Genomic DNA, 24,447 nt, shown 5'->3' with positions numbered 1-24,447 from the left:
CGCGACGTGGTCGCCGCCGCACGCGCCACCCGCCCCTAGTTTTCCAGCAACGTGCTCCAAATCGCCTTGTTGCGCCGCGAAAACGCACTGATGTGTCCAATCTGTTTCAAACCATGTGCGCGCGGATCGATGGTCACGTGCTGGGCCGTCGGGCCGTACACATCCGCCAAACGCTGAACACAATGCGGGGGAATCAGATCGTCATCCGCAAAAGAATGCAGCCGCACCGCCGCGTCCGACCGCCAGTCCGGCCCAGGCATATCCGGGCCAATATCCGCGTCATAAAAGCTGCGACTGGTGCACCACTTGCGCCACTGCCAATACACCCCTGCCGGCAAATCCTCTCCGAGGCGCAGCGCCTTACCGGGAAAGTAACCGGCCAACACGGTCGCCAATGGCCCAAAGGTGAACCAGAAATTCAACGCCACAGCGCGGTAGGGCCAGGGATGATCGGAATGATGCACCATGCCTGATGCCACACCAATCACGCGCACCACATCATCCATCTCGGGCTGATTGGGCAGCACCATCGCCCCAAGCGAATGACCAATCACCCACAGCGGCGTGCCGGGCAATGCACGGCGTACAGCCCGCCGCGCGGCCACCTGATCGCGGATGCCCCAATCCGCCATATCCGCCTGCACCCTGCGCAATGGCCCGGCCTCGGACCGCCCCATTCCGCGATAGTCATAGGTCAAACACGCCATACCACGCTCCGCGGCCAGCCACCGCGCGAAATGGCTGTAGAACGTCTGTGGCACCCCGGTTGCGCTGTTCAACACAACGGCGGCAAAGGGACGTTGGTCCGGCAAATACATACGGCCCACCAACTCCGCGCCGTCCTGGGTCTTGAACATCAGTGACCGCTCGGAAACGGACCGCTGCACCGGGCAAGTATCAAACATCACGGGCTCCATGGATGCCAAAGGAACTAGACCACTTGGTCTAATTGCCACGCTGGACCAATCGGTCTATTCCTGTCAAGATCAAAGAATGACCAAACCAGACACCCCGCGCCCGACCAAAGACCGCCTGATCCTTGCGGCGGCCAACCTGTTTCGGACCCGTGGGTATCATGGCGTCGGCATGGCAGACATTCTGGCAACGGCACGCGCACCCAAGGGGTCGCTGTATCACCACTTTCCCAACGGAAAATCGGACCTCGCCCTCGCGTCGGCCACCTGGGCATCAGACGAAATGCTGCGCCTGATCGCGGCCAGCTTTGATGGCGCCGACACCTTCAAGGACGGTGCCACCACGCTGTGCTACAAGTTGGCCAAACTCTTCGACATCACCGGGTGGGACACCTGCCCCATCGCCGCGACCCTGTTCGAAGGGCCGGACAACGACAGCTTTCGCGACCATGCCGGGCATATCTACGAAGGGTGGATCGCCGAAGTTCACGACCACGCCGAACGGCTTGGCCTGTCCGATACCGAGGCACAGGCCAAGTCCGAACACCTGTTCATGCTGATCCAGGGGGGCTGGGCCCTCGCAAGGGCCCGACGCAATTCAGATGTGATTCGGCAGATGACAGACCGGATTTAGGCCGTCTGCAAAAAGATGTCCTGCGGTGTCAGACCCGTGCCACCAACCACACGCACGACCTCGACACCATTGACGAGCACAGTCACCCCGCCGTCAAACGGCTCGACCGTGACGCCCGCGCCGGTGCCATTCAACAGGCTGTCCTCGCCCTCAAGCTCCAATCGATCATTGGCAGGGTCGAAATCCTCGATCGTCACCAGTTGGTAACCCTCTTCGACACCATTGGTCACATCAACGGTGACAAAATCCTGTCCAACGCCGGTGTTGACGGTGTCACCCTGATCCACGACCAGCGCGTCAGACCCCGTGCCACCACGGACAACGTCAGGCGTCACCCCATCGCTGTCGACGGCCACGATGAAATCATCGCCGTTCTCGCCGCGCAATTCGTTCGACCCATAGGCATCAGCAATATCATCCGCACCGCCACCACCGCGAATGGTGTCATTGCCTGCTTCCAAAACGGCCGCTGTAGCAACACCTGCGTCCGATTGAACAAACGGGCGATTGTCATCCGGGAACGACCCCGTCCGATCCGATTCGCCCGACACATCCGCCCCGGCACCCAGTTCGATCAGGTCATCGCCTTCGCCACCGGCAGCGCCGTCATCGCCGCCACCCACGGAAATGGTGTCATTCTGATCGCCGCCCAAAATACCGTCTTCGCCATCGCCTGTGACGATGTTCAACGGCCCTGAGGCGCTGGCCGTATTGTCAAACAGCGCATCCGCCTGCGCCTGCGTCAGCTCACCCTCAGACACCAGGTCATCCAACCCGGCCTGAAAGTCATCGACATAGGCATCACCGACAAACTGAAGCGGGTCATCTCCTTCGGATGCGACCTGCGTGGGCTCAACGCCGTCGTCCACAGGCTCTGCAACGGGGTCATCATCGCCCCCCAATCCGCTCAAACCACCAACCAGCAGGCCGAAGCCCAACAACGCAAGAATACCAACCATTTCAAACTCTTTTGGCCTAGGCCCCCGCACGAACATACACGCGCCACGCGTTTTCAGGCAAGCCAGGCGGAACCAAATCCAGCGGCCTGTGATCCACGAGGCACAGTCGCTTTGACCGATCGGGTCATCCCAGCGGTGGACGCGGTCGGCCCTGCCCCTTAGTGTCGTCTGGTCACTCCGAATCCCGTGCCGAGGCCCATGACAGACGAGACCCCCACATATCAGGTTCTGGCCCGCAAATACCGGCCCGAGACCTTTGCCGATCTGGTCGGCCAGGACGCCATGGTGCGGACGCTGAAAAACGCGTTCGAGGCCGACAGGATTGCCCAGGCGTTCGTGATGACCGGCATCCGCGGCACCGGCAAGACGACCACGGCCCGGATCATCGCCAAGGGGATGAACTGCATCGGCCCCGACGGGACAGGCGGCCCCACAACCGAACCCTGCGGGCAGTGCGAACACTGTGTCGCGATCATGGAAGGTCGGCACGTCGACGTGCTCGAGATGGACGCGGCCTCCAACACCTCCGTCAATGACATCCGCGAAATCATCGACAGCGTGCACTATCGCGCGGCGTCAGCCCGCTACAAGATCTACATCATCGACGAAGTGCACATGCTGTCCACCAGTGCCTTCAACGCGCTGCTGAAAACGCTCGAAGAGCCACCTGCCCACGTCAAATTCATCTTTGCCACAACCGAAATCCGCAAGGTCCCCGTGACCGTGCTGTCGCGCTGCCAACGGTTTGACCTGCGCCGGATCGAGCCCGAGGTGATGATCGCGCTGATGCGCAAGATCGCCAACGCCGAGGGCGCAGAGATTGCAGATGACGCGCTGGCGTTGATCACACGTGCCGCCGAAGGGTCTGCGCGGGATGCGACGTCGCTGCTGGACCAGGCGATTTCCCATGGCGCAGGTGAGACAACCGCCGATCAAGTGCGCGCGATGCTGGGTCTGGCCGACCGGGGTCGTGTGCTCGACCTCTTTGACATGATTCTCAAGGGCAACGCGGGCGGTGCGCTGACGGAACTGGGCGCACAATATGCCGATGGTGCCGACCCGATGGCTGTGCTGCGCGATCTGGCCGAGATCACGCATTGGGTGTCCGTGGTGAAAATCACCCCAGAGGCCGCCGACGATCCCACGATTTCTCCTGACGAGCGCGCGCGCGGGCTCGCCATGTCCGAGACATTGCCCATGCGGGTGCTGACACGGCTGTGGCAAATGCTGCTCAAGGCGCTGGACGAGGTCGCCGCCGCCCCCAACGCCATGATGGCCGCCGAGATGGCGATCATCCGTCTGACACATGTGGCCGACCTGCCGTCTCCGGACGAGTTGGTGCGCAAGTTGCAGAACGCGACCCCGCCGCCCGCCGCCGCCCCTGGCCCCGGTGGTGGTGCCTCAACCAATGGTGTGCAGGCCGTGCAACAGGCGCAGACGCGTATGGCCGCGCAGCCCAACGCCTCTGGCCAGACCACTGCGTTGGCGCGCGATGTCGACGCAGCGCTGGCGCGCTTTCCCACATTTGAACATGTGCTGGAACTGATCCGCTCCAACCGCGACGTCAAACTCTTGGTCGAGGTCGAGACCACGCTGCGCCTCGCCGCCTATCAACCGGGCCGCATCGAATTTGAACCCACGGAAAACGCGCCACGCGATCTGGCGCAACGACTGGGCCAGCGGCTGCAACTGTGGACGGGCAACCGTTGGGGCGTGTCGATCGTCAATGATGGCGGCGGCAAAACCATCGCCGAAGTGCGCGATGCCGAAGAGCTGGCGCTGAAGTCCAAGGCCGAGGCGCACCCGCTGGTGCAGGCCGTCATGGCGCAATTTCCCAAGGCCAAGATCATCGCGATCCGAACCGCCGAAGAGATCGCCCAAGAAGCCCATATCGAGGCACTGCCGGAGGTAGATGACGAGTGGGACCCGTTCGAAGAAGACTGACAATCGGCAATCTGTCCCCGCGGGGACAGCTCTATGCTCTTGTAACAGCTATATCTTTTTTTCCGCGTGCGGCCTGGGCCGAGGTTTGTGACAAGCCTTATCCCGATTGGGACGGCACGCCGGTCACTGCGGTGGGCGAGGCGCTCAACCTGTTTTTGTCGCCCGCCGGGATTGCCCTGCTGCTCATGTCGCTGGTGGCCTTGCGGTTTCGCCAGCAATGGGTCGGACTGGCCGCAGTGATCCTGTGGACCGTGTTCATCACGGTGGTCACCATGGCCGACCCCACCGGTCTGCGCGCCGACATGTTGGCCGAGGGCTGTGTTGGATCGCCCACCTTGTTCATCGTGGCCGTGGCTGCGATATGTGTGGGGATTGTTTTATGGACCAAGCCGCGCAGCAGCGGCGCAGATGGATCGGAGACCTGAATGCTCAAGGGACTTGGCGGGCTCGGCGATATGGCCGGGATGATGAAAAAAGCGCAGGAAATGCAGACCAAAATGGCCGAGATGCAGGACGAGCTGCACAACGTCATGGTCACAGGTGAAAGCGGCGCCGGGTTGGTCAAGGCGACAGCCACAGCCAAGGGCGAGTTGACCGCGCTGGACATCGATCCGTCGATCTTTAACGGCGACGACAAGGAAGTGGTCGAGGATCTGATCCTTGCCGCGATCAAGGACGCGCAGGTCAAAGCGAACGAAAAAGCGCAGGAAGAAATGGGCAAGCTGACCGAAGGTCTGGGCTTGCCTGCGGGAATGAAGCTGCCGTTCTAGGCCAAGGGTTCTGGTTCGTCCGGCCCGGCAACGGGTGGGGCGACACCGTCCTGTTGCGCGCGCGCGCGTTGGTGCACATGCCGACGTATGCCCAGCAGCGCCGCCAGAAACACCAGATAGATGGTGAATGTCAGGCTCAGACGTGCGACGCCCTCACGAAAGGTGAGCGCGCGGCCACCAACCGTGACGTCGCGGCGGTCGCCATGTTCGGCCCCGGCGGCTGCGTCCGTGCCGCTTGCGACCTGACTGGTGCCCGAACACTGTGATTGGATGGACGCGCCAAGACGGGACACCGGGTCCCGCAGGCCCGGATCAACAACCATCCCGCGCCCCGCCGCCAATGCGGTTGCGGTGTCGATGACCTGACCAGCCGCGCGGGCGTCACCGCGCGCCACCTCTTGTGCAATCGTGCGTTTCAGCGCCTCACCCTCAAGCCCCGCGATGGCACGGACCAGACGGTTGCGGTGGTGGATCGACACGGTGCCACCTGCATCCAGAACCGCCAGCAGTGTCGCATTCACACTGCGCAACGGTGCCGGATAGGCACAGGCCGCAGCCAGCGTAGGCAGAGCGCCCAGCAAAAAAGTCAAAAGAAAAGCACCCAAAACTGGACGTTTCACGCAGACACCCCCGATTGCGGCATAGCCCAAGGCTAGCCCGAGAGAGTTGAAAACTGGTGAACCTGCATCGGCTCTTTCTGTTGCGGCACAAACGCAATAGGATTCAAAGCCATGAGCAGCACGCGCGACATCGACGCCCTGATTGAGATGATGGCCAAATTGCCCGGACTGGGGCCACGTTCGGCACGCCGTGCAGTGTTGCACCTGATCCGCAAACGGGCGCTGCAACTGACGCCACTGGCAGACCTGATGCAGACGGTCGCGGCCACGGCGCGCGAATGTCTGAACTGCGGCAACGTGGGCACCACCGACATCTGCGACATCTGCACCTCGGAAAAGCGGGCAAATGGTGAGCTGTGCGTGGTCGAGGACGTGGCCGATTTGTGGGCGATGGAGCGGTCGGGCGTGTTCAAGGGGCGCTATCACGTGCTGGGCGGCACCTTGTCCGCGCTGGACGCGATTGGACCGGACGAGTTGCGCATCCCGCGCCTGATCGACCGGGTTGAAACGGAAGGCGTGACCGAGGTCATCCTTGCCCTGAATGCCACCATCGACGGGCAGACCACGGCGCATTACATCGTTGATCAGCTTGAGGGCCGGGTCACACTCACCTCATTGGCGCAGGGCGTGCCGATTGGCGGCGAACTTGATTATCTTGATGATGGCACGATCACAGCGGCCTTGCGGGCGCGCAAGACGCTGTAACACACCGCATCACCCACCAAAAAAGCGGCGGAACCCGTCAACGGCGGCGTTGAGCCCCTCGTCCGAAACGTCCTTGTGCAGCACAAGGCGCGTTGTGCCGGTGGCCCCACTGAGTGTCACGCCCCGTTCGGCCATATGCTGTTGCAAGGCCGGGGTCACGCCGCCGTCGGGTTTGAAAAAGATCATGTTTGTCGCCTGCTCGACCTGACCGTATTGCGACAGCGATTGGCCCAGACGTTCGGCGCGGGCGCGGTCCTCGGACAGACGCGCCACGTTGTTATCCAGCGCATGCAGACCGGCCGCAGCGAGCACGCCAGATTGCCGCGTCCCGCCGCCCAACATCTTGCGCCAGCGCCGGGCGCGGTCGATGATGTCACGCGGACCGACCAGCACAGAGCCGACCGGCGCGCCGAGCCCTTTGGACAAACAAATAGACACAGTGTCGAACAGGCCCGCCAGATCCTGTTCCGCACATCCCAACGCCTCGACAGCGTTGAAAAACCGCGCGCCGTCCAGATGCACGGACAGACCAGCCGCACGTGCGGCATCGGCGGCATCCTGACAGCGCGAGAGGGGAACGGCGTGGCCATTATGGGTGTTTTCCAGACACAAGAGCCGCGTGATTGCGTGATGCGAATCGTCCTCTTTGATCGACGCGGTAACAGCGTCCGCATCCAGCCCGCCGTCGGCTGCAACAGGCAGCGGATCAAGGGCAATCCCGCCCAGAACAGACGCGCCCGCCGCTTCGTATTTGTAGATGTGATAGCCGCGTCCGACGAGGATCTCTTCGCCCCGTGCGCAGTGGCTGAGCAGGCCAACCAGATTGCTTTGTGTGCCAGAGGTCAGGAACAGGCCCGCCTCTTTGCCCAGCCTTTCAGCGAGCGTGTTTTCAAGCCGCGTGACAGTCGGGTCCTCGCCGTAGACATCATCGCCGACTTCGGCCTGCGCCATGAGCGTCCGCATCTGGGCATCCGGGGCGGTTACGGTATCGCTGCGCAAATCGCACAGCACAGGCGAAGACGGACGGGAGGAAACGGCGGTATATTGGTTCATGGCGGACCTCTTGGGGGTGTGCCGCGATCCTAGGCGGGGGCGCGCGAAACGGCAATTGCCAGCGGACTGGACCCTGTCGGTTTCGACCACAAAAAAGGGCCGCGCGGCATCACTGCTGCGCGGCCCTTTGACAGTCTGGGGTGCCTATCAGGGCTGTTCGTCTTCGTCGTCGCCGCCACCTTTGGGCAGGTTGAACAGGCTTTCGGCGTCCACCAGCGTGGATGTGTCGTCGTCCTCGTCATCATCGACATCCATGGAGAGCGAGAATGTCTCGAGCCCTTCGATGGCGGTCGGGATCTTGGGCTCTGCTTCCATGCCGAGGCTCTGTTCGGTGCTGACCAGTTTGCGGCGCTCGTCGTCGGACATGACGGCACCGTCGGCGGCCTTTTTCGCGGCGGCTTTTTGCACGGCGGCGTCCAGCTCGGACTGCTTGGTCAGGCCCAGCGCCACGGGATCAACCGGCTGAATGTTCGAGATGTTCCAGTGCGTGCGCTCGCGAATCGACTGGATCGTCGGTTTGGTTGTACCCACCAGCTTCGAGATCTGACCGTCGGTCAGTTCGGGGTGGAATTTGACCAGCCAGTAGATCGCCGCAGGACGGTCCTGACGTTTGGACAGGGGGGTATAACGCGGGCCGCGGCGCTTTTCCTCGCCCACAGCAGCGGCGTTGAACTTGAGCGACAGCTTGTGCAGCGGGTTCTTTTCCGCCTCGTCGATTTCGTTCTGCGTGAGCTGATTGTTGGCAATGGGATCAAAGCCTTTGACGCCTGCCGCCACATCGCCGTCTGCAATGCCCTGCACCTCAAGTTCGTGCATTCCGACAAAGTCCGCAATCTGTTTGAAGCTGATCGTCGTGTTGTCCACCAGCCAGACGGCGGTGGCCTTGGCCATGATCGGTTTTGCCATTGTCATGCTCCTTCGCGCATATCTTTCCCGTCGCCTGAAATAGGCGGCCTTGGCGTCCAAGGCGGGTTTCCGTTGTGGGGGAACTTGGACGCGATATAGTCCCGACAGCGGAAAAAGGAAAGCCTTATGCGTTTCATGTTGATCTGGTTGATGATGGCCGTGCCCGTGTGGGCCGAAGGCGAGCGGGCGGGCGCATTCGAATATTACGTCCTGTCGCTCAGCTGGTCGCCAAACTGGTGCGCCTATGAGGGCGATGCGCGCGGGTCGGATCAGTGCGATGCGCGGCACGACCATGGTTGGATCATGCACGGGCTTTGGCCGCAGTTTCACCGGGGATTTCCATCCTATTGCCGCACCGCCGAACGCCCGCCCAGCCGCGCGATGACGCGCGACATGGCTGACATCATGGGCACATCCGGGCTGGCCTGGCACCAGTGGAAGAAACATGGCGTCTGCACCGGCCTGTCGGCCCCGGCCTATTTCGCCCTGTCGCGCGAGGCCTATGACCGGGTTGTGCGCCCGCCGGTGTTCCGCAAACTGGACAAGACGGTGCGGTTGCCCGCCGCCGTCGTGCAAGAGGCGTTTTTGCAATCCAATCCCGCGATGGAGGCCGATGGCGTGACCATCACATGCCGCGATGGCCACATCCAAGAGGCGCGCATCTGCCTGTCCCGCGACCTTGACCCGGTGCCGTGCGGCCAGGACGTGGTGCGCGACTGTTCCGCGCGGGACGCGCTATTCACGCCCATCCGCTGAGGGGCTCCAACCGGGGCGCCGCACCATGTAGCGCCATGCCTCAGCCCATGTGCGTGCCGTCACCATGTCGCGCCACAGGCCCGGCACCTCGGAGAACCACACAACAAGGGGATTGCGGCTGTCGAAGTCGCGCTTGAGACCATAACGCGGCGTTTCCTCTTCGGCCTGGTAGGTGCCAAAGAGCTGATCCCAGACCACGGTGATGCCGCCATAGTTGCGGTCGATGTATTTGTCGTCGGACCCATGGTGCACACGGTGATTGGCGGGAGAGTTCATCACCGCGTCGAACCAACCCATTTTGCCAATGACTTCGGTGTGGATCCACGTCTGGTAAGCGAGCACCACGATGATCCCGAAAAAGATCATGTCAGGCGAAAAACCAAGAAAGACCAGAGGGATATGCGCAAGCAGGCTCCACACACCTTCGAGCGGACCAAAGCGGATGCCGGTAATTATATTGTAGTCGCGCGACGAATGGTGCACCGCGTGCTGTGTCCACAAAATGCGCACCTGATGCGCGATGCGGTGTTCCCAGTAATAGGTGAAATCCGCCGCAATCACGGCAAGGGCGATGCCCCACCATGTCAGCGGGATTTGCCAGGACACGAACATGTCCGCGAGGATGTAGTAGACGCCATATGCGGCGGTCAGCAGGAACACCTCGATCAGGATGGACGGGATTTGCGTTGAGGCACTGACCAGCATTTCGGCCAGTGTTCGGCCCTTGTGACTGCCTTTGAACAGCACCTCGGCAAGTTCGATCAACAGGATTGCGATGCCGATGAAAAAGAAAACCTCGTCGATCTGGGTCCCGAGGACGTCGAGCGCATCAAGTGTCATGGTGTTTTTCCGTAGGTTTGAGGCCAGTTGTCAGAGTGCGCCAGGCGAGGTCGGCGGCCTGGTTTGGTGTCGCTTCTTCGGCGGCGACCATGGCCCAACTGGCGTAGAGCAGGTTTTCGTAGGCTTGTGCGATCCAGGCGGTCGGGACGTCCGTGTCGAACGCCCCTTCGGCTTTGGCCGCGTCGATGTCACTGTAGAGTTCGGCGGTTTCCGCCGCATAGGTCGCGGCCACGCGCGGGTCCTGTTCCACAGGTTCGGTGCCGAGGAACATGTACCGTTGGGCCAGCGGCAACATGGCCCGAAACGCAACGCGCAACCCTTCGGCATAGGTGGGCGCATCCTGAACCGCGGCATCGACCGCCGTGTTCAGCTCTGACGATGCGACCAGCGCCATTTCGGCGACCAGATCCGCCCGCCCGGTGAAGTGCCGGTGCAGGGTTGCACGTCCGACACCCGCATGGGCGGCAATCTCTGCCAGAGACGCACCGGGATTGCGGCTGAGCAGGTCAAAGCCTGCCTCAAGGATGGTTGATTTGGATGATACAGTTTTGCCTCGCATGAGACATATGTGTATCACCCCGTTGCGGATATCAAGTGAGGATCAGACGCGGCTATGCGATCCCCGCATTTCAGCAAGGATCAAAAGCCCGTTAAGCATCTGATTTCAAAAGGTACTAGCCGCCCGCAACTTCGAGAACGATCTTGCCGATGTGACCGGAACCTTCCATGCGGGCATGGGCGGCGGAGGCGTCATCGAGGGGGTAGTCCGAATCCATGACCGGACCAATCCGCCCTGCCTCGAGCAGCGGCCACACCGCCTCGCGCAGGTCCTGGGCAATTCGCGCCTTGGCCAGATCGCTCTGCGGGCGCAGCGTGCTGCCTGTCATGGTCAGGCGCCGCGTCATCACCTGAACCATGTTCAGTTCCACCTTGGGTCCCTGCAAAAACGCGATTTGCACCAGCCGCCCGTCATCTGCGAGCGCGGACAGGTTGCGTTGGATGTACGGCCCGCCCACCATATCAAGGATCAGATCCGCGCCGCCTTCGGCCTTCATCACGTCGACGAAATCAGCGTCGCGGTAGTTGATCGCCACCTCGGCCCCAAGGGCGCGGCAAGCATCGCATTTGTCCTCGGACCCGGCCGTCGCAAACACGCGTGCACCAAACTGGTGCGCAAGCTGGATGGCGGTTGTTCCGATGCCAGACGAGCCGCCGTGCACCAGAAACCGTTCGCCGCCCTTGAGACCGCCACGGGAAAAGACGTTGGACCAGACGGTAAAATATGTCTCGGGCAGGCAGGCCGCCTGTTTCAGCGTCATGCCGGACGGCACCGGCAAACAGTGTGCCGCGGGTGTTGCGACATACTCCGCATAGCCCCCACCCGGAAGCAGCGCGCAGACAGCGTCACCCACCGCCCAGCCGGACACGCCTGCGCCGATCTCGACGATCGTGCCGGATGCCTCAAGCCCCGGTAGATCGCTGGCACCCGCTGGCGGGTTATAGAGCCCCGCACGTTGCAGCGCGTCGGGCCGGTTCACGCCTGCCCACGCCACGGCAATGACCACTTGTCCATGCCCGGCAACCGGTCGGGGCCGCGAGACCGGTTGCAGAACCTCTGGGCCACCCGGTGTCGTGATTTCGATTGCGCGCATTTGCTCTGACATGATCATCCCCTTCGTTTGCGACACCGTATCCCGATTCAAATCGGGAAAGGAACCCGAATGCGCAATGCCGCCGGGTTCGGACGATACCGTGTCAGTGGAAAGGCCGCGTGTCTTGCAGTGCTGCTTGTGAGCAAGTCTCGGACCGCAGGCGCAGGATCAATCGCGGGTTGACGACCACATGCCCGGCAAGTCGGGGTTTGGCATACGCGGCGGTGCCTTGATCTGATCCAACAGCCAGTTCGGCCCGGTCAACAAAGTGCTCAGCAGTTTGTTGTCGCGCACCTGCGCCTTGACCTTTTCGATCTGCATGACGTCGTCAATGCGCCGATCGAGAAAGGCCCAGGTCGCCTGGTTGTCGGTGCTGTCATCGCCCAGCCAATAAAGAACCGTCGCGCTGTAGACCCCGGCAAGCGTTGCCCGCTTGGTGTACCAGTTCACATCGGTCGACGTGTCGCCCAGCGTGTCCCAGATTTTGTCGGCAGTGCCCCAGATGGCCTTGGCCCCGTCAGCCGCATGCATCGGAAGCGCAAAGAGGGTGGTGCCGCGCCGCACCGCTTCTTTGTCAGACACCGCCTCGATCCGAAACCGCACGGCGGCGGCAATCTTGTCGCGGAACCGGTCCGGCAGCGCCTCGGATTTGAGCCGGGCCACCATCGCGGCGTCCCCGCGCGCGTGATAGGCCAAGGCAAGGTCCACAGCGCCGCGGGGACACATGGCGCGCGCCATGGCGGCATCCACATCTGCGTCTCGGGCGGCGGCATTCAGCGTCGCATCGGACCATCCGTCAAAGGGCACATGCATCAAAGCCGCGTCCAGCAGCCGGTCGATCAGGTTTTGAGGTGTCTCTGTCATACCTCAAAACCTAGAGCCCCCAACCTGCCCGGGCAAGTGTACGCGCCGTCGCATCCCCCGACGCCAGTCTCTCGGCGAACACCTGCCGCCTGTGCCAGACCAACAGCAACGGCACGCCCACGTCGCCAGACGGGCGCGGATATCTGCCATGAAAATGCCCCACTTTCCGCGCCGATTCGCTGAAATCCCAAGGCATTGCATCACGACTTGCTGCCCGCGCAGTGCCCGCCGACACAGGCGACCGCCACGCACAACTCAAAGGATGACACCATGTCTGTTGCCAGCACTTTCGAACGGCAAATGCTTGACCTGATCAACGAGGAACGCACCTCGCGCGGGTTGAACCCGCTGACCCTCGAACTGCGCCTGAACGACGCGAGCGAAGATCACACCATCTGGATGGATCAGACGGGCAATTTCAGCCACACCGGCATTGCCGGGTCAAATCCGGGCGAGCGCATGGACGACGCGGGCTTTGTCTTTTCCGGCAATTGGACGTGGGGCGAAAACATCGCCTTTCAGTCAGAGCGCGGCGCGCCGGGCATCGCGGACGATGTGGTCGATCTGCACAATGCGCTGATGAACAGCCCCGGCCACCGTGCCAACATCCTCAATCCTAACTTTGAACTGATCGGGATCGGGATCGAATTGGGGGACGGGCGCGGCTATGACGCCGTTTATGTCACACAGAATTTCGCGCGCACCTCTGCGGATGTGCAGTTGGACACGGGCGGCACCCCTGCACCTGCCCCCGTACCGGTGGCCCCCGAACCGGTGAGCGAAGACGACGTTCTGACGGGAACCGCAGGCAACGACCGGCTGGACGGTGGCGCGGGCGACGACCTTGTGCGCGGTCAGGCGGGCGACGACGCGCTGCTGGGCCGGGTTGGGAATGACACGCTAGAAGGCGGCGACGGGCGTGACCGTATTGCCGCGGGCGATGGCGACGACATCGTGCGGGGTGGAAATGAGAACGACACGCTGGATGGCGGGGCGGGCAATGACCGCCTGAGCGGCGGAGCGGGCAACGACCGCGTCAAAGGCGGGGACGGGTCGGATGCGGTTTACGGTGCGGATGGCGCCGATCTGTTGACGGGGAACGCAGGCAACGACACCCTGAATGGCGGCAATGGACGCGACACGCTGGATGGCGGGTCGGGCCGGGATCGGCTGATCGGTGGTGCGGAGAATGACCGTTTGTCCGGGCAAGCCGAACGCGACGTGTTGGACGGTGGGTCGGGTCGGGACATCCTCAGCGGGGGGACCGGCGACGATGTGTTTGTGTTCTCCGCCGGGCGCGATGTGGTCACCGATTTCGACGTCGATGCACGGATGGAAGTGGTCGACCTGCGCGGAGTGGCGGCCATTACGTCCTTTGCGGATATGCTGGCTGATGGGCATCTCAGGCAGTCTGGATCCCATGCCGTTGTCGATGATTTGGCCGGGAACGTGATGATCCTGATGAACGTGGATATGAATGACCTGGAGGCCAGCGACTTTCTGTTCTGAGGGCGGCCACGCGGTCTGGACAAAGAGGGTTCGGTTTGCTATGCGCACGTCTCCTGCAAATCCTTGCAACTCTTTTCTAGAAAGGTGGTGACAACCACATGCAGGTTAGTGTTCGCGACAACAACGTCGATCAGGCGCTCCGTGCCCTGAAAAAGAAGCTGCAGCGCGAAGGCGTTTTCCGCGAAATGAAGCTCAAGCAACATTTCGAGAAACCGTCTGAGAAAAAAGCGCGCGAGAAAGCTGAAGCGATCCGCCGTGCCCGCAAGCTGGCACGCAAAAAAGCGCAGCGCGAAGGGCTGATGTAAGCCGTTTACACGCGCATTTTTAAGAATCACAATCCCCGTGGCAGTGCCGCGGGGATTTGTTTTTGGGACTAGGTTAAGTCGTGACGCCTACGCAGTGCGCGACATCTGAGCTGGCTCTGTGTCTGCGCCTTCATCATCGGTCAGTGGCACCGACGTGTTGTCATGTTGCAGTTCAAAGCCGCGCAATCTATCCGAGATATGTTCCATTCCGGCGGTGAGAGCGTGGCACGCCGCCGTGGTTTCTTCGAACATGGTTGCATTGCTATGGGCCACGGCATCCAGATCGTTGACCGTATCGTTGACCGCCCGCAGACCGTCTGATTGATTTTCCGCCGCCTGCGCAATCCGTTCGACCGCAGCGGTCATGTTGGCAATCGAATCGACAATTCCATCCAGTGCTTTTCCTGCCTGCCCGACCAAGGCGACCCCGTCCTGTACCTGCCGTCCGCTGCGTTCCGTCAAATCGTTGATGCCGCGTGCCGCTTCGGTTGCGCGCTGGGACAAGGCCCGCACCTCGGACGCAACCACGGAAAAGCCACGGCCAGCCTCGCCTGCCCGCGCCGCTTCGACGCCGGCATTGAGCGCCAAGAGGTTTGTCTGAAAGGCGATGCCGTCCATGACCGCGTTGATTTTTGCGATCTCCTGGGATGAGGATTCGATATCGCTCATGGCGGCGATGACCCGGCGCACCACGTCGCCGCCTGCAACCGCGTCGGTTTTGACAGCGATGGCGGCAGACGCCGTGGCACGGGCATTCTCTGTCGATGCCTGAACGGTCTTGTGCAGGTTCTCGATCGCTACGCCTGTGGCGTCAAGCGACGCAACCTGTTTGTCGGTGCGTTCGGACAGATCGTTGGCAGAGGCGCTGACACCTGCGACCTGTTCCATCAATGTGCCCGTATTGGCCGCCACATCTGACAGCGCGGACGCAAGGTTTTGGATCGCAGCGTTGTAGTCCGACCGCAGCACCTCGTAGGCGTCCGGGAATGGTTCGGTGATCGGTGACGCCAGATCGCCACGCGCCACGCGCGACAGCCCATCGCGCAGCGCCGTTACGACACGCGATTGATCGTCCAGAACGGTTTGGCGCACCTCGGCGGCATGCGCTTCGGTTGCGCGCGCGGCGCTGTCGGCCTTTTCCCTGGCGGTCTGTTCCTCTTTCAACTGCGTGAGCAGTGCCTCGGCTTTACTTTGCGCCTCTTGCGCGCGCGCGGTTTCGCTTTGCGCCGCTGCATGGGCGGTTTCGGCAAGCGCGCCAGATTGTTCGGCGCGCACAGTTGCCGCCTTGGCATCCGTCAGCGCGCGTTGCACCTGCTTGGTCAGGCTGATCCGGATGCGGACGGCCCATGCCAGCACAACCACCTGAAGACCGACAATTGCACCATGAAACAGCACCCGTTCCACGTTTTCGAGGAAATCCACAGTCGGGAACACCAAGTGCGGCAGAAATATCCCCAAACTCAGATGGTGCAATACGGTCGTGATCGCCGCAAAGACGATGGCGCGGATGTCGACCAGCCCAACCAGAGCGGACAGGGCGACAAAGAAGAGCATATGCGCGTCCATTTGCCAGGTCGAACCAGACATCGCGACCAAAAGTGCAATGGGTTGTGCCACGGCGACCTGTCCGACGATGAGGCGGTACTGCGGGTATTCAACCCGCACAGACCAATAGCCGACGGCAGTTGCACCCAAGGCGATGAGCGCAGGCACAAATGAGTTTGCTGGCATCAGCAGCCCGGTCATTGCGATACACACACCCAGAACGAGACACCCGTTCAACAGCCAGCGCGCCGCGCGCAAACGTGACGCATCCAGCGCGCTCATGACATCTTGGGTCTGGGTCATCGGTACACTCCGCAAATGGCGGCAAGCGGCCCGGCCGGAATAATCCACCAAGCCCCTGCGTCATAACCGGCGGCAATCCGGTCGGGATGGTCGGTTTGCAACAAAACACCCAGTCGCGCACGTTCTGGCCCAACCTGATGCCCCAGCAACGCCTCGGACACCAATTCAGGATCCTGCCAAGGGGGAAGAATGACCACAAAAAGGTCTGTTTCATCCTCAGGCGTGACGCCAAGGGCCGCCAAAGGCCCCGCCACCACCAAAAGGGTCATCAAAATCCACACGCGCATTGCCATACCGCCTACTCAAACACGGGCTGGATAGCGGGTGCGTCTAAAGGAATACCTAATCCGCGTCGATTTTCACGACCTAATTCAGTGCCCTGTGAACACCAGTGTTTGCAGCGGCAACAACAGTGACCGGATACGCAGCCCCGCCGCATGCACCACGCCGACCGTTTCGACCACATGCAGGAACACGCGTTCCAGACCACCGATATTGGGATCGTGTGCCAAGCGGTGATGATTGTCGGTATAGGCATTGGCCATGCACCGGCTGCCGGGTGGAATGTCGTTGGCCTGCCCCGGGTAGAGGGGTTCAAGATAGGCCGTCACTGTGCCGGGCCGCCCTTGATTTTGCGCGTCCCCCAAGCGATCGGACGGACGCACCTGACCGGCGGCGATGACATCCTGAACTTCGACAATCACCATGGGCACCACCGTGAACGGTTTGGACATGCACATGATTTCGGCCACGCCGCCCTGTTTGACGACCTGTGCGGTCACTTGCGGAAAACCGGCGAGGAACCGATTGCGACCGGCATCGCTGGGCACCAGCACCCCTGCGGGCCGCAAGAGAGGGTTCACGATGTCGCCCTGCCGCAGGGACAGTTGTTCGATACGCCCGCTCACACCGGCATAGACCGTGAGTTTGGAGATCTCGGTTTCGGCTTGTTGCAACGCAGCCTGCGCGCTGGCGTGGCTGGCGGGCAATTGCACGCGGATCTTGTCATCAACGGCGCGCAGACCCGCCTGTGCTGCATCGACAGACGCCTGATTGGCCGCCACAGACGTCTGTGCCAGTTCCAGATCACGGTCGCTGACTGCGGTTGATCCACGCTGTTGCAAGGCCACCTGGCGTTCCAGATCAGCGCGCGACTGGGCCAGAGCGGCCTGTGCCTGCGCGATGCCCGCCTCGGCCTGTGCGCGTTCGGATTGGGCCAGCACCAGCGCCGCGTCGACTTCGGCCATTTGGCGTCGCGCGGTTTCTGCCGCCGCCTGTTGGCTGCTGTCATCAAGTCGGAAAATGGGGTCACCCGCGGCCACGTCCTGATTGTTGCGCACGTATACTTCGGCCACACGGCCGCCGCCTTCGGACAGGATCGTGACAGTGCGGAAGAACGAAGACACGTTGGTTGTGCTGGGGTGGTAGTAAAAGACGATTGTGATCATGCTGATGGTCAGCATCGCGCAAAGGGTAATGCCCCAGCGCAACTCGTACCACACCGTGAAAAAGTTGATCTCTTCGCCCCAACGCTTGCCCTGAAACTGACGCCGCAAAAGGTAATCGGGCAGGATGGTCACGAGGGAGCACAGCAGCAGCTCAAGCATGTGTCTTCTCCTCGTCAGGCGTATCGGACTGGGTGGGCATGTCGGGTTCCTGTGGCGCCGCATCACGCCCGGCAATGCGGGTGAGCGCCTGTGCCATCGCGTTCAGTGGCGTGACAATGTCCGGCGGGCGGAACGCGGCAAGCGCAAGGGCTGCAACCCAAAACAGGTTGTTATGCGTAAAGAGCGCAAGCATGGCCAGAACGCTGATCAGTTGAAGCTGGGTGCTGTTGCCCTTGTGCGCCATGCGTTCGGGCAGGGCGTGCAGGGTGAAATAAGCCACCCCCAAAAGCAGGATGAGCCCCACGACAAAGAAGATCATGACGGTGAACAAATAGTCGCTGCCATCCGCTGCCGTGATGAAGGATGGCAAGTGTTCGGGTGCCATGGGGTGCCGCGTGTCTGACATAAAAACCTCTGGGTGAATGCCCTATCTCAATATGCTTCGGCAGAGGCTAGTGGGGCCGATTTGACTTTGCCAGTGCAAATTGCGCCGGACCACTCAAACGGGCAGCGCGGTCGTCTTGAAAACGGTGCGCAAGGCAAAACTGGATTGCATCTGTGCCACGCCCGGCAGACGCGCGAGGTGCTGACGGTGGATGCGAGCAAAGTCTTCGGTCCCTTCGGCGACCACCTTCAGGATATAGTCCGCCGTGCCTGCCATCAGGTGACATTCCAGAACGTCGGGGATGCGCGCAACGGCCTTTTCAAAAGCCTCAAGCACTTCGTCCGCTTGGCCCTGTAGGGTAATCTCGACAAAGACAGTTGTGGGCACGCCCATCTTGCGTGCATCCAAAAGCGCGACGTAATCGCGGATGTACCCTGCCTCTTCGAGCCGCTGGACCCGGCGGTGGCAAGCGGACGCGGACAGGTGGACCGTTTCGCTGAGTTCGGCGTTGGGCATACGGCCCCGTTTTTGCAGGGCGGTCAGGATACGACGATCTGTTGCATCTAGGCTCATTGGCGCGAAATTCTCCTGCCCTTTTGTTCGTGCGCGCAACAATCTTCGACTGTTACCCGCAAACACGAACCTTCTTTCGTGACCGATTGCAAGCCTTGAGGCGCATCATGGCGACAAATTCAAAGGAGGATACCCCATGCATATCGGTTGCCCGACTGAAATCAAACCACAAGAATTCCGCGTTGGCCTGACCCCCAATGCCGCCCGAGAGGCGGTTGCACATGGCCACAAGGTGACCGTTCAGGCCGGCGCAGGCCTTGGTGCCGGGTTCGATGACGCGTCTTATGTCGCGGCAGGCGCGGCCATTGCGGCCAGTGCGGCAGACGTGTTCGCAACCGCAGATATGATCGTGAAGGTCAAAGAGCCCCAGGCCAACGAGCGCAAAATGTTGCGCGAAGGGCAGTTGCTGTTCACCTATCTGCATCTGGCACCCGACCCCGCGCAGACGCATGACTTGCTGGAGTCAGGATGCACGGCCATCGCCTATGAGACGGTGACGGATGCGCAGGGCGGCTTACCCCTGTTGGCGCCGATGTCCGAGGTTGCGGGCAAGCTGGCACCCCAGGTGGGTGCGTGGACCCTGCAAAAGGCCAATGGCGGGCGCGGGGTTTTGATGGGCGGTGTGCCCGGTGTCGGCCCTGCGCGTGTCGTCGTGATTGGTGGCGGTGTTGTCGGCACCCACGCCGCGCGCGTCGCGGCAGGCATGGGCGCGGATGTGACGGTGCTGGACCGGTCGCTGCCCCGGATGCGGTATCTGGATGATGTCTTTGGCGGCGTGTTCAAGACCAGTTTCGCGAGCGCAGGCAACACCGCTGAACTAGTTGCAGAAGCGGATATGGTTGTGGGTGCTGTTCTGATCCCCGGTGCCGCGGCCCCGAAACTGGTGACGCGCGCGCAACTCGGCATGATGAAACCGGGCGCAGCCATTGTCGACGTCGCCATCGATCAGGGCGGTTGCTTTGAAACTTCCAAGGCCACCACCCATGACGACCCGATCTACGAGGTGGATGGCATCATGCACTATTGCGTTGCCAACATGCCGGGTGCTGTGGCGCGGACATCGACGATCGCCCTTGGGAACGCGACCATGCCGTTTATGCTGGCGCTCGCAGACAAAGGTTGGCGTCAAGCCTGCGCGGATGATCCACACCTGCTTGAGGGATTGAACGTGCATGCGGGTCAGTTGACATACTACGCCGTCGGGAAGGCGCTTGGGATCGACGTTCTGGCCCCGGCGCTGGCGCTCAAACAATAAGACTGCGCCCAAGCAGAGGGATTGAGGTCCGAGTGTCCCCTGCCCTCACCAAAGAAAAAGGGCCGCCCCGCGATGTGCGGAGCGGCCCTTTGAAACAAGCGTTGCCTTGACGGTTTACTTGGCCAGCGAGTCGCGGATTTCCATCAGGATATCAAGCTCGCTGGGGCCTGCGGGGGCCTCTTCTTTGGGCTCTTCGGGCGTCTCGGTTGCGGCTTTGACCTTGTTAACATAGCGCACCAGCATGAACACCACGAACGCGATGATCAGGAAATTGATAATCGCCATGATGAACGAACCGTAGGCGAACACAGCCGCACCCGCCTCGCGCGCCGCTTCGAGGGATGCGCCGTCGGCCACGTCACCGGACAGCACGAAGTACATGTTGGTAAAGTCGATGCCACCCATGAACAAACCGATGAATGGATTGATCAGGTCGGCGACCAGCGACGACACGATTGCAGTAAAGGCCGCACCGATGATGATCCCGACGGCCATGTCCATAACATTGCCCTTGGCAATGAAATCTTTAAATTCGTTAAGCATTTCTAGTCCCTTGTTGGCTACTGCACGGTGCGTCTTGTCGCGCTTCGTGCGTGAGTGAACACCTGTTAACACATGATTTCACAGGGCAAAGGGTATTTTGCGGTCAGTTTTCCCCTATGTCTTCTGTCTATGACAACAGGAGATGTCCAATGGCTGACCTCAGCGCCTTCGCGATCACGCAAAAATGGAAACCGCAGAACCCTGATGTGCTGCAACTGTTTTCCTTTCCCACCCCAAACGGGGTCAAAGCCTCGATCGCGCTGGAGGAGATGGAAATCCCCTATGAAGCGCATCTCGTGACGCTCTCGGATGCGGATGTCAAAAGCCCGGAATTCCTGTCGCTGAACCCCAACAACAAGATCCCCGCGATCATCGACCCGAACGGGCCGGATGGCACGCCTGTGGGCTTGTTCGAATCCGGTGCGATCCTGATCTATCTGGCCGAAAAGTCCGGCAAGTTGATCGGTGAGACCGCCAGCGACAAAGCCAAAACGATCCAGTGGCTGATGTTCCAGATGGGTGGCCTGGGTCCGATGCTTGGTCAGATGGGCTTTTTTGTGAAGTTCGCTGGGTCGGCGTGGGAAGACAAACGCCCACAGCAACGATACGTCGACGAAGGCAAACGGCTGCTGGGCGTTCTGGATCGCCAGTTGGCCGACCGCGATTGGATCACAGGCCAGTATTCGATTGCCGACATCGCGATTGCGCCCTGGCTGAACGCGCTCAACTTCTATGAGGCCAAGGAGATGGTCGGCTGGGACGATCACAAGAATCTGGTGGCCTATCTCGACCGTTTCATGGCGCGGCCAGCAGTTGAAAAGGGCAAGAATATCCCGCCCCGCCCATAGCCAGCCATAGCGCGCAGCGGCCAAGCCTTACGCTGCGCGCATCCCCGCGCTGATCTTTTCAGCCATCATGATGGTTGGCGCATTGGTGTTGCCCCCGATCAGACGCGGCATCAGCGACGCATCCACCACGCGCAGACCGGTGACACCGTGCACCTTGCCCGACGGGTCGGTGACAGCCATGTCGTCAACGCCCATCCGACAGGTCCCCACAGGGTGATAGATCGTGTCGGCCCGCGCACGGATGTCAGCCTCCAACGCCGCATCGGATCCATCATGCGCATAGAGACGTTTGCCACGCCACGGATCAAGCGGCGGCGCGGACAGGATACCATCCATCTGGCGTGCGCCATGCATCAAAAGATCGAGGTCTCTTTTGTCGGACAAATATGCCGGATCGATGCGCGGCGGCTGCGCCGGGTCCGCAGACAGTAGTCCCACGTGGCCCCGGCTGTGTGGGCGCAACACGCAGACATGACAGGAGTAGCCATAGCGAAAATGGATCTTGCGCATGTGGTCATCCACGATGCCAACGACGAAATGCAGTTGCAGATCGGGACGGTCCGCATCCGGCGTTGACCTCAGGAAAGCACCACCTTCGGCAAAGGGCGAGGCGAACATCCCCGTCCCATCCTTGCGCCACCGCATGCCCGCCCGCGCCAGATCGGCCAAGCCTTTGGGCCCAAGTCCCACGACATCATCCCGCTTGGAATGAAAGCTGATGATGTAATCAAGGTGATCCTGCAAATTCCGCCCCACACCGGGCAGGTCATGCACCACGTCGATCCCGTGCTGGTCCAATTCGTCGCGCGGGCCAATGCCAGACAGCAACAACAGCTGCGGCGATCCAAAAGCGCCACCCGACAGGATGACCTCACGCGTGGCCTCAACCAGCTTGATCCGCCGCGCATGTTTGATCCGCACCCCGATGGCGCGGCCCTCCTGCATCTCAACCTTTTGTGCAACTGCACGGGTCAAAATCGTCAGGTTTGACCGGTCGCGGACCGCCTGAGGCAGATAAGCAGCAGCAGCCGAACACCGTTCACCCCGAGCCGCACCGCGATGCTGTTGTGTTACCTGATAAAGGCCAATGCCCTCTTGACGCGGCCCGTTGAAATCTTCGGTCGGGCGCAATTGCGCTTGCGCACCGGCCTCAACAAATGCGTGCGTGATTGTCCTCGGCTCGGATTGATCCGCAACCTGCAAGGGGCCGTCTGTTCCGTGCAGGTCGTCCGCCCCACGCACATTGCCCTCAGACATCCGGAAATGCGGCAAGACAGACGCCCAGTCCCAACCGTCGGCCCCCAGATCCGCCCATTCGTCGTAATCGCGTTGATGGCCACGCACGTACAACATCGCATTGATCGCACTTGATCCACCCAACGCACGCCCGCGCGGTTGAAACCCCCGTCGCCCGTTCAGCTCTTTCTGGGGTTCGGTCTTGAACGCCCAATTGTTGATCTTGGGCCGACCAGAGATCATCCCGGCCACCAACGCAGGCGCACGCACAAAGATGTCGCGCCCGTGCCCGCCGGCCTCAATCAAACACACCGAAATATGCGGGTCCTCGCTCAGCCGAGATGCCATCACACAACCCGCTGACCCGCCACCGACAATCACGTAGTCGAATTTCATGCGCCGCCTCCCTGTTGAGGCAACCCTACAGCGCACCCGTTCCAAAACAAGCGTGACCCTGGGTCGGTGGGCGGGCGCATTTGCCGTCAGGCAAACAGAGCCGCCCAGCGCCCTAACCGGGCAAAGCACCCGTCAGCACATAGCGCAGGATTTCCACGACTTGCGCGGGCTCCTGCGCAACGGCCAACGCTACTGCATCCACTTCCTTGAGTGCATGCGCATGGTCAGGGCCATGAAGAATGATCAGCGACTTGCCCAGCGCAGCGGCATAGCCCGCGTCAAAGGCCGCGTTCCATTGCTTGTACTGATCGCCAAAACGCACCACGACCACATCCGCGTCCGAAATCCCTTTGCGGGTGCGCATGGCATTGACCATCGCCCCCTTGTGATCGTGCCAATACTTGTCGGTCTCCGCGCCCAGGATCACCACACCACAGTCATCGCTTGCGGCGTGGTCGGTCACCGGCGCGGAAAATGTTACATCCAGGCCCTGCGCACCCTCGATGATCTGTTGGCGCCAATCGGTGTGAATTTCACCAGACAAATAGACATTCAGCATCCGCACGGTCCTTCTCTTGCGTTCCCGCTACCAATTGCGTCCGCACCCGGCAAAAGCAAGGGGCGAGCCTCGCTTACCGTCGCTTGGCCACCACAAAATGGTTCGGGGGCCGCACGGGGAAATTCCCTGTCTCGACGATGTCGAACCCCGCCCGCTCCAGCGTCGCATCAAGGGCCGATATCGTTTCAAACCGCACAAATGGAGCCTTCCCAAACCGCTGCATCAAAGGGATGGCCAATCGTATCAAGCTGAATTTCAGCCCCAGACTCCGCTCTCCGATGCAGGGCGTCTTTGAGATGAACAGCCCACCCGGTGGGATCAATGAATGGACGCGCGCCAATACGGCATCCAGATCGTCAATCAGATGCAACACGTTAAAGGCCATCACCACATCAAAAGCCATGCCGCTCAGATCATAGTGGAACACATCCGCTTGCATGAATCGAACACTGTCATGCCCGAACCGCGCATTGGCTTGCGCAATCATGCCCGCCGAAAAGTCGATGGCGAGGATTGACCCCGCATCCGGCGCCAGCGTCAACGCGGTGGCGCCCGTCCCGCAACCAAATTCCAACACGCGTGCGTCCGGTGCCAGGTGATCGCGGACACGGTCCAGCGTCAGTTCATAGGCGGGGACGTCATCAATCGCCTGCAAGGCGTATTTCGGGGCAATTCTGTCCCAGAATTTTGCATCGGGTTTCATCTGTGTCTCCTTTGCCTGCGCATATACTATGCCATTAGCCGCACCTGAATTGACGAGATTTGC

The 24,447-nt window shown here is 61.3% G+C and carries 28 protein-coding genes; 10 read left to right on the top strand and 18 right to left on the bottom strand.

Going from position 1 to position 24,447, the window contains the following annotated elements; genetic code table 11:
- Positions 1-35: 35 nt before the first annotated feature.
- Complete coding sequence (locus Q0936_RS02610; RefSeq protein ID WP_299297540.1) at positions 36-905, bottom strand: alpha/beta fold hydrolase; 870 nt, start codon at positions 903-905, stop codon at positions 36-38.
- Positions 906-993: 88 nt separating this feature from the next.
- On the opposite strand from Q0936_RS02610, the gene Q0936_RS02605 reads away from it, so the two are divergent.
- Positions 994-1,548, top strand: coding sequence for a TetR/AcrR family transcriptional regulator (locus Q0936_RS02605; RefSeq protein WP_299138682.1), 555 nt, complete (start codon positions 994-996; stop codon positions 1,546-1,548).
- Here the strand turns inward: Q0936_RS02605 and Q0936_RS02600 are convergent.
- The gene (locus tag Q0936_RS02600) at positions 1,545-2,507 is read right to left on the bottom strand and encodes a hypothetical protein (RefSeq protein WP_299297539.1); all 963 of its coding nucleotides are present in this window, start codon (positions 2,505-2,507) and stop codon (positions 1,545-1,547) included. The two genes, Q0936_RS02605 and Q0936_RS02600, sit on opposite strands and share 4 nt — an antisense overlap.
- A gap of 198 nt (positions 2,508-2,705) precedes the next feature.
- On the opposite strand from Q0936_RS02600, the gene Q0936_RS02595 reads away from it, so the two are divergent.
- The 3 genes from Q0936_RS02595 to Q0936_RS02585 all read left to right on the top strand — a co-directional run bounded on the left by Q0936_RS02595 (position 2,706) and on the right by Q0936_RS02585 (position 5,221).
- Positions 2,706-4,451 carry a DNA polymerase III subunit gamma/tau gene (locus Q0936_RS02595; RefSeq protein WP_299297538.1) on the top strand — a complete coding sequence of 582 codons (1,746 nt, stop codon included), beginning with the start codon at positions 2,706-2,708 and terminating at the stop codon, positions 4,449-4,451.
- A gap of 131 nt (positions 4,452-4,582) precedes the next feature.
- Complete coding sequence (locus Q0936_RS02590; RefSeq protein ID WP_299297537.1) at positions 4,583-4,876, top strand: hypothetical protein; 294 nt, start codon at positions 4,583-4,585, stop codon at positions 4,874-4,876.
- Positions 4,877-5,221 carry a YbaB/EbfC family nucleoid-associated protein gene (locus Q0936_RS02585; RefSeq protein ID WP_299138686.1) on the top strand — a complete coding sequence of 115 codons (345 nt, stop codon included), beginning with the start codon at positions 4,877-4,879 and terminating at the stop codon, positions 5,219-5,221.
- Here the strand turns inward: Q0936_RS02585 and Q0936_RS02580 are convergent.
- Positions 5,218-5,811 carry a hypothetical protein gene (locus Q0936_RS02580; protein WP_299297536.1) on the bottom strand — a complete coding sequence of 198 codons (594 nt, stop codon included), beginning with the start codon at positions 5,809-5,811 and terminating at the stop codon, positions 5,218-5,220. The genes Q0936_RS02585 and Q0936_RS02580 overlap by 4 nt on opposite strands.
- 141 nt (positions 5,812-5,952) lie before the next feature.
- Here Q0936_RS02580 and recR point away from each other — a divergent pair, with 141 nt between their 5' ends.
- Entirely contained in the window at positions 5,953-6,546 is a 594-nt protein-coding gene (gene recR, locus Q0936_RS02575) for a recombination mediator RecR (RefSeq protein ID WP_299297535.1), read from the top strand.
- A 9-nt stretch (positions 6,547-6,555) separates the two neighbouring features.
- Here the strand turns inward: recR and ltaE are convergent, their stop codons facing one another.
- Complete coding sequence (gene ltaE / locus Q0936_RS02570) at positions 6,556-7,599, bottom strand: low-specificity L-threonine aldolase (RefSeq protein ID WP_299297534.1); 1,044 nt, start codon at positions 7,597-7,599, stop codon at positions 6,556-6,558.
- 147 nt (positions 7,600-7,746) lie between these two features.
- Positions 7,747-8,505 (bottom strand): cell cycle transcriptional regulator TrcR, encoded by a 759-nt coding sequence (locus Q0936_RS02565; protein WP_299297533.1) that lies wholly within the window; start codon positions 8,503-8,505, stop codon positions 7,747-7,749.
- Positions 8,506-8,631: 126 nt separating this feature from the next.
- Here Q0936_RS02565 and Q0936_RS02560 point away from each other — a divergent pair, with 126 nt between their 5' ends.
- Positions 8,632-9,261: a ribonuclease T2 gene (locus Q0936_RS02560; protein ID WP_299297532.1), complete on the top strand. Its 630-nt coding sequence runs from the start codon at positions 8,632-8,634 to the stop codon at positions 9,259-9,261.
- On the opposite strand, the gene Q0936_RS02555 is transcribed toward Q0936_RS02560, so the two are convergent.
- The 4 genes from Q0936_RS02555 to Q0936_RS02540 form a co-directional block, all read right to left on the bottom strand.
- Complete coding sequence (locus tag Q0936_RS02555; RefSeq protein ID WP_299297531.1) at positions 9,241-10,101, bottom strand: sterol desaturase family protein; 861 nt, start codon at positions 10,099-10,101, stop codon at positions 9,241-9,243. The two genes, Q0936_RS02560 and Q0936_RS02555, sit on opposite strands and share 21 nt — an antisense overlap.
- Positions 10,091-10,660, bottom strand: a complete 570-nt coding sequence (locus tag Q0936_RS02550) for a TetR/AcrR family transcriptional regulator (RefSeq protein ID WP_299297530.1) — start codon at positions 10,658-10,660, stop codon at positions 10,091-10,093. Before Q0936_RS02550 ends, Q0936_RS02555 begins: the two co-directional genes overlap by 11 nt.
- A 115-nt stretch (positions 10,661-10,775) precedes the next feature.
- Positions 10,776-11,765: an NAD(P)H-quinone oxidoreductase gene (locus tag Q0936_RS02545; RefSeq protein WP_299297529.1), complete on the bottom strand. Its 990-nt coding sequence runs from the start codon at positions 11,763-11,765 to the stop codon at positions 10,776-10,778.
- 156 nt (positions 11,766-11,921) lie between these two features.
- The gene (locus Q0936_RS02540) at positions 11,922-12,617 is read right to left on the bottom strand and encodes a COQ9 family protein (RefSeq protein ID WP_299138703.1); all 696 of its coding nucleotides are present in this window, start codon (positions 12,615-12,617) and stop codon (positions 11,922-11,924) included.
- A 270-nt stretch (positions 12,618-12,887) separates the two neighbouring features.
- Here Q0936_RS02540 and Q0936_RS02535 point away from each other — a divergent pair, with 270 nt between their 5' ends.
- On the top strand, positions 12,888-14,126 hold the full coding sequence (locus Q0936_RS02535; protein ID WP_299297528.1) for a CAP domain-containing protein: 1,239 nt from the start codon (positions 12,888-12,890) through the stop codon (positions 14,124-14,126).
- A gap of 98 nt (positions 14,127-14,224) precedes the next feature.
- The gene (rpsU, locus tag Q0936_RS02530) at positions 14,225-14,431 is read left to right on the top strand and encodes a 30S ribosomal protein S21 (RefSeq protein WP_155428094.1); all 207 of its coding nucleotides are present in this window, start codon (positions 14,225-14,227) and stop codon (positions 14,429-14,431) included.
- Positions 14,432-14,518: 87 nt separating this feature from the next.
- On the opposite strand, the gene Q0936_RS02525 is transcribed toward rpsU, so the two are convergent.
- The 5 genes from Q0936_RS02525 to Q0936_RS02505 all read right to left on the bottom strand — a co-directional run bounded on the left by Q0936_RS02525 (position 14,519) and on the right by Q0936_RS02505 (position 18,844).
- Positions 14,519-16,279: a methyl-accepting chemotaxis protein gene (locus tag Q0936_RS02525; protein ID WP_299297527.1), complete on the bottom strand. Its 1,761-nt coding sequence runs from the start codon at positions 16,277-16,279 to the stop codon at positions 14,519-14,521.
- Positions 16,276-16,566: a hypothetical protein gene (locus Q0936_RS02520; protein ID WP_299377837.1), complete on the bottom strand. Its 291-nt coding sequence runs from the start codon at positions 16,564-16,566 to the stop codon at positions 16,276-16,278. The genes Q0936_RS02525 and Q0936_RS02520 overlap by 4 nt, the downstream gene beginning before the upstream one ends.
- Before the next feature lie 84 nt (positions 16,567-16,650).
- Positions 16,651-17,886 carry a biotin/lipoyl-binding protein gene (locus Q0936_RS02515; protein WP_299297525.1) on the bottom strand — a complete coding sequence of 412 codons (1,236 nt, stop codon included), beginning with the start codon at positions 17,884-17,886 and terminating at the stop codon, positions 16,651-16,653.
- Entirely contained in the window at positions 17,879-18,292 is a 414-nt protein-coding gene (locus Q0936_RS02510) for a hypothetical protein (protein ID WP_299297524.1), read from the bottom strand. The genes Q0936_RS02515 and Q0936_RS02510 overlap by 8 nt, the downstream gene beginning before the upstream one ends.
- 93 nt (positions 18,293-18,385) lie before the next feature.
- Positions 18,386-18,844 (bottom strand): Lrp/AsnC family transcriptional regulator, encoded by a 459-nt coding sequence (locus tag Q0936_RS02505; RefSeq protein ID WP_299138724.1) that lies wholly within the window; start codon positions 18,842-18,844, stop codon positions 18,386-18,388.
- A gap of 136 nt (positions 18,845-18,980) precedes the next feature.
- Between Q0936_RS02505 and ald the strand changes: the two genes are divergently transcribed.
- Positions 18,981-20,099 (top strand): alanine dehydrogenase, encoded by a 1,119-nt coding sequence (gene ald, locus Q0936_RS02500; RefSeq protein ID WP_299297523.1) that lies wholly within the window; start codon positions 18,981-18,983, stop codon positions 20,097-20,099.
- Between the two features lie 114 nt (positions 20,100-20,213).
- On the opposite strand, the gene mscL is transcribed toward ald, so the two are convergent.
- Positions 20,214-20,642, bottom strand: coding sequence for a large conductance mechanosensitive channel protein MscL (gene mscL, locus Q0936_RS02495; protein WP_299297522.1), 429 nt, complete (start codon positions 20,640-20,642; stop codon positions 20,214-20,216).
- A 149-nt stretch (positions 20,643-20,791) separates the two neighbouring features.
- Here mscL and Q0936_RS02490 point away from each other — a divergent pair, with 149 nt between their 5' ends.
- Positions 20,792-21,490 (top strand): glutathione S-transferase C-terminal domain-containing protein, encoded by a 699-nt coding sequence (locus tag Q0936_RS02490; RefSeq protein ID WP_299297521.1) that lies wholly within the window; start codon positions 20,792-20,794, stop codon positions 21,488-21,490.
- Positions 21,491-21,517: 27 nt separating this feature from the next.
- Here the strand turns inward: Q0936_RS02490 and Q0936_RS02485 are convergent, their stop codons facing one another.
- The 3 genes from Q0936_RS02485 to Q0936_RS02475 form a co-directional block, all read right to left on the bottom strand.
- On the bottom strand, positions 21,518-23,122 hold the full coding sequence (locus Q0936_RS02485) for a GMC family oxidoreductase N-terminal domain-containing protein (protein ID WP_299297520.1): 1,605 nt from the start codon (positions 23,120-23,122) through the stop codon (positions 21,518-21,520).
- Between the two features lie 112 nt (positions 23,123-23,234).
- Positions 23,235-23,681, bottom strand: coding sequence for a YtoQ family protein (locus Q0936_RS02480; protein WP_299297519.1), 447 nt, complete (start codon positions 23,679-23,681; stop codon positions 23,235-23,237).
- Positions 23,682-23,754: 73 nt separating this feature from the next.
- The gene (locus Q0936_RS02475) at positions 23,755-24,384 is read right to left on the bottom strand and encodes a class I SAM-dependent methyltransferase (protein ID WP_299297518.1); all 630 of its coding nucleotides are present in this window, start codon (positions 24,382-24,384) and stop codon (positions 23,755-23,757) included.
- Positions 24,385-24,447: the final 63 nt, after the last annotated feature.

The sequence above is a fragment of the uncultured Tateyamaria sp. genome, from assembly GCF_947488715.1.
In the GTDB taxonomy this organism is placed as follows: Bacteria; Pseudomonadota; Alphaproteobacteria; order Rhodobacterales; family Rhodobacteraceae; genus Tateyamaria.
The sequence above is the reverse complement of the archived record's forward strand: the minus strand, read 5'-3'. Positions and strand labels throughout refer to the sequence as shown.

What these genes read in the sequence shown, in the direction of transcription:
- Q0936_RS02475 (WP_299297518.1), bottom strand. Translation starts at nt 24,384, where the DNA reads ATGAAACCCGATGCAAAATTCTGGGACAGAATTGCCCCGAAATACGCC.
- Q0936_RS02540 (WP_299138703.1), bottom strand. Translation starts at nt 12,617, where the DNA reads ATGACAGAGACACCTCAAAACCTGATCGACCGGCTGCTGGACGCGGCT.
- recR (WP_299297535.1), top strand. Translation starts at nt 5,953, where the DNA reads ATGAGCAGCACGCGCGACATCGACGCCCTGATTGAGATGATGGCCAAA.
- Q0936_RS02520 (WP_299377837.1), bottom strand. Translation starts at nt 16,566, where the DNA reads ATGCGCGTGTGGATTTTGATGACCCTTTTGGTGGTGGCGGGGCCTTTG.
- Q0936_RS02560 (WP_299297532.1), top strand. Translation starts at nt 8,632, where the DNA reads ATGCGTTTCATGTTGATCTGGTTGATGATGGCCGTGCCCGTGTGGGCC.
- Q0936_RS02490 (WP_299297521.1), top strand. Translation starts at nt 20,792, where the DNA reads ATGGCTGACCTCAGCGCCTTCGCGATCACGCAAAAATGGAAACCGCAG.
- Q0936_RS02595 (WP_299297538.1), top strand. Translation starts at nt 2,706, where the DNA reads ATGACAGACGAGACCCCCACATATCAGGTTCTGGCCCGCAAATACCGG.
- Q0936_RS02555 (WP_299297531.1), bottom strand. Translation starts at nt 10,101, where the DNA reads ATGACACTTGATGCGCTCGACGTCCTCGGGACCCAGATCGACGAGGTT.
- Q0936_RS02610 (WP_299297540.1), bottom strand. Translation starts at nt 905, where the DNA reads ATGTTTGATACTTGCCCGGTGCAGCGGTCCGTTTCCGAGCGGTCACTG.
- Q0936_RS02545 (WP_299297529.1), bottom strand. Translation starts at nt 11,765, where the DNA reads ATGTCAGAGCAAATGCGCGCAATCGAAATCACGACACCGGGTGGCCCA.
- Q0936_RS02550 (WP_299297530.1), bottom strand. Translation starts at nt 10,660, where the DNA reads ATGCGAGGCAAAACTGTATCATCCAAATCAACCATCCTTGAGGCAGGC.
- Q0936_RS02485 (WP_299297520.1), bottom strand. Translation starts at nt 23,122, where the DNA reads ATGAAATTCGACTACGTGATTGTCGGTGGCGGGTCAGCGGGTTGTGTG.
- Q0936_RS02535 (WP_299297528.1), top strand. Translation starts at nt 12,888, where the DNA reads ATGTCTGTTGCCAGCACTTTCGAACGGCAAATGCTTGACCTGATCAAC.
- ltaE (WP_299297534.1), bottom strand. Translation starts at nt 7,599, where the DNA reads ATGAACCAATATACCGCCGTTTCCTCCCGTCCGTCTTCGCCTGTGCTG.
- mscL (WP_299297522.1), bottom strand. Translation starts at nt 20,642, where the DNA reads ATGCTTAACGAATTTAAAGATTTCATTGCCAAGGGCAATGTTATGGAC.
- ald (WP_299297523.1), top strand. Translation starts at nt 18,981, where the DNA reads ATGCATATCGGTTGCCCGACTGAAATCAAACCACAAGAATTCCGCGTT.
- Q0936_RS02515 (WP_299297525.1), bottom strand. Translation starts at nt 17,886, where the DNA reads ATGCTTGAGCTGCTGCTGTGCTCCCTCGTGACCATCCTGCCCGATTAC.
- Q0936_RS02585 (WP_299138686.1), top strand. Translation starts at nt 4,877, where the DNA reads ATGCTCAAGGGACTTGGCGGGCTCGGCGATATGGCCGGGATGATGAAA.
- Q0936_RS02505 (WP_299138724.1), bottom strand. Translation starts at nt 18,844, where the DNA reads ATGAGCCTAGATGCAACAGATCGTCGTATCCTGACCGCCCTGCAAAAA.
- rpsU (WP_155428094.1), top strand. Translation starts at nt 14,225, where the DNA reads ATGCAGGTTAGTGTTCGCGACAACAACGTCGATCAGGCGCTCCGTGCC.
- Q0936_RS02510 (WP_299297524.1), bottom strand. Translation starts at nt 18,292, where the DNA reads ATGTCAGACACGCGGCACCCCATGGCACCCGAACACTTGCCATCCTTC.
- Q0936_RS02600 (WP_299297539.1), bottom strand. Translation starts at nt 2,507, where the DNA reads ATGGTTGGTATTCTTGCGTTGTTGGGCTTCGGCCTGCTGGTTGGTGGT.
- Q0936_RS02605 (WP_299138682.1), top strand. Translation starts at nt 994, where the DNA reads ATGACCAAACCAGACACCCCGCGCCCGACCAAAGACCGCCTGATCCTT.
- Q0936_RS02525 (WP_299297527.1), bottom strand. Translation starts at nt 16,279, where the DNA reads ATGACCCAGACCCAAGATGTCATGAGCGCGCTGGATGCGTCACGTTTG.
- Q0936_RS02565 (WP_299297533.1), bottom strand. Translation starts at nt 8,505, where the DNA reads ATGGCAAAACCGATCATGGCCAAGGCCACCGCCGTCTGGCTGGTGGAC.
- Q0936_RS02480 (WP_299297519.1), bottom strand. Translation starts at nt 23,681, where the DNA reads ATGCTGAATGTCTATTTGTCTGGTGAAATTCACACCGATTGGCGCCAA.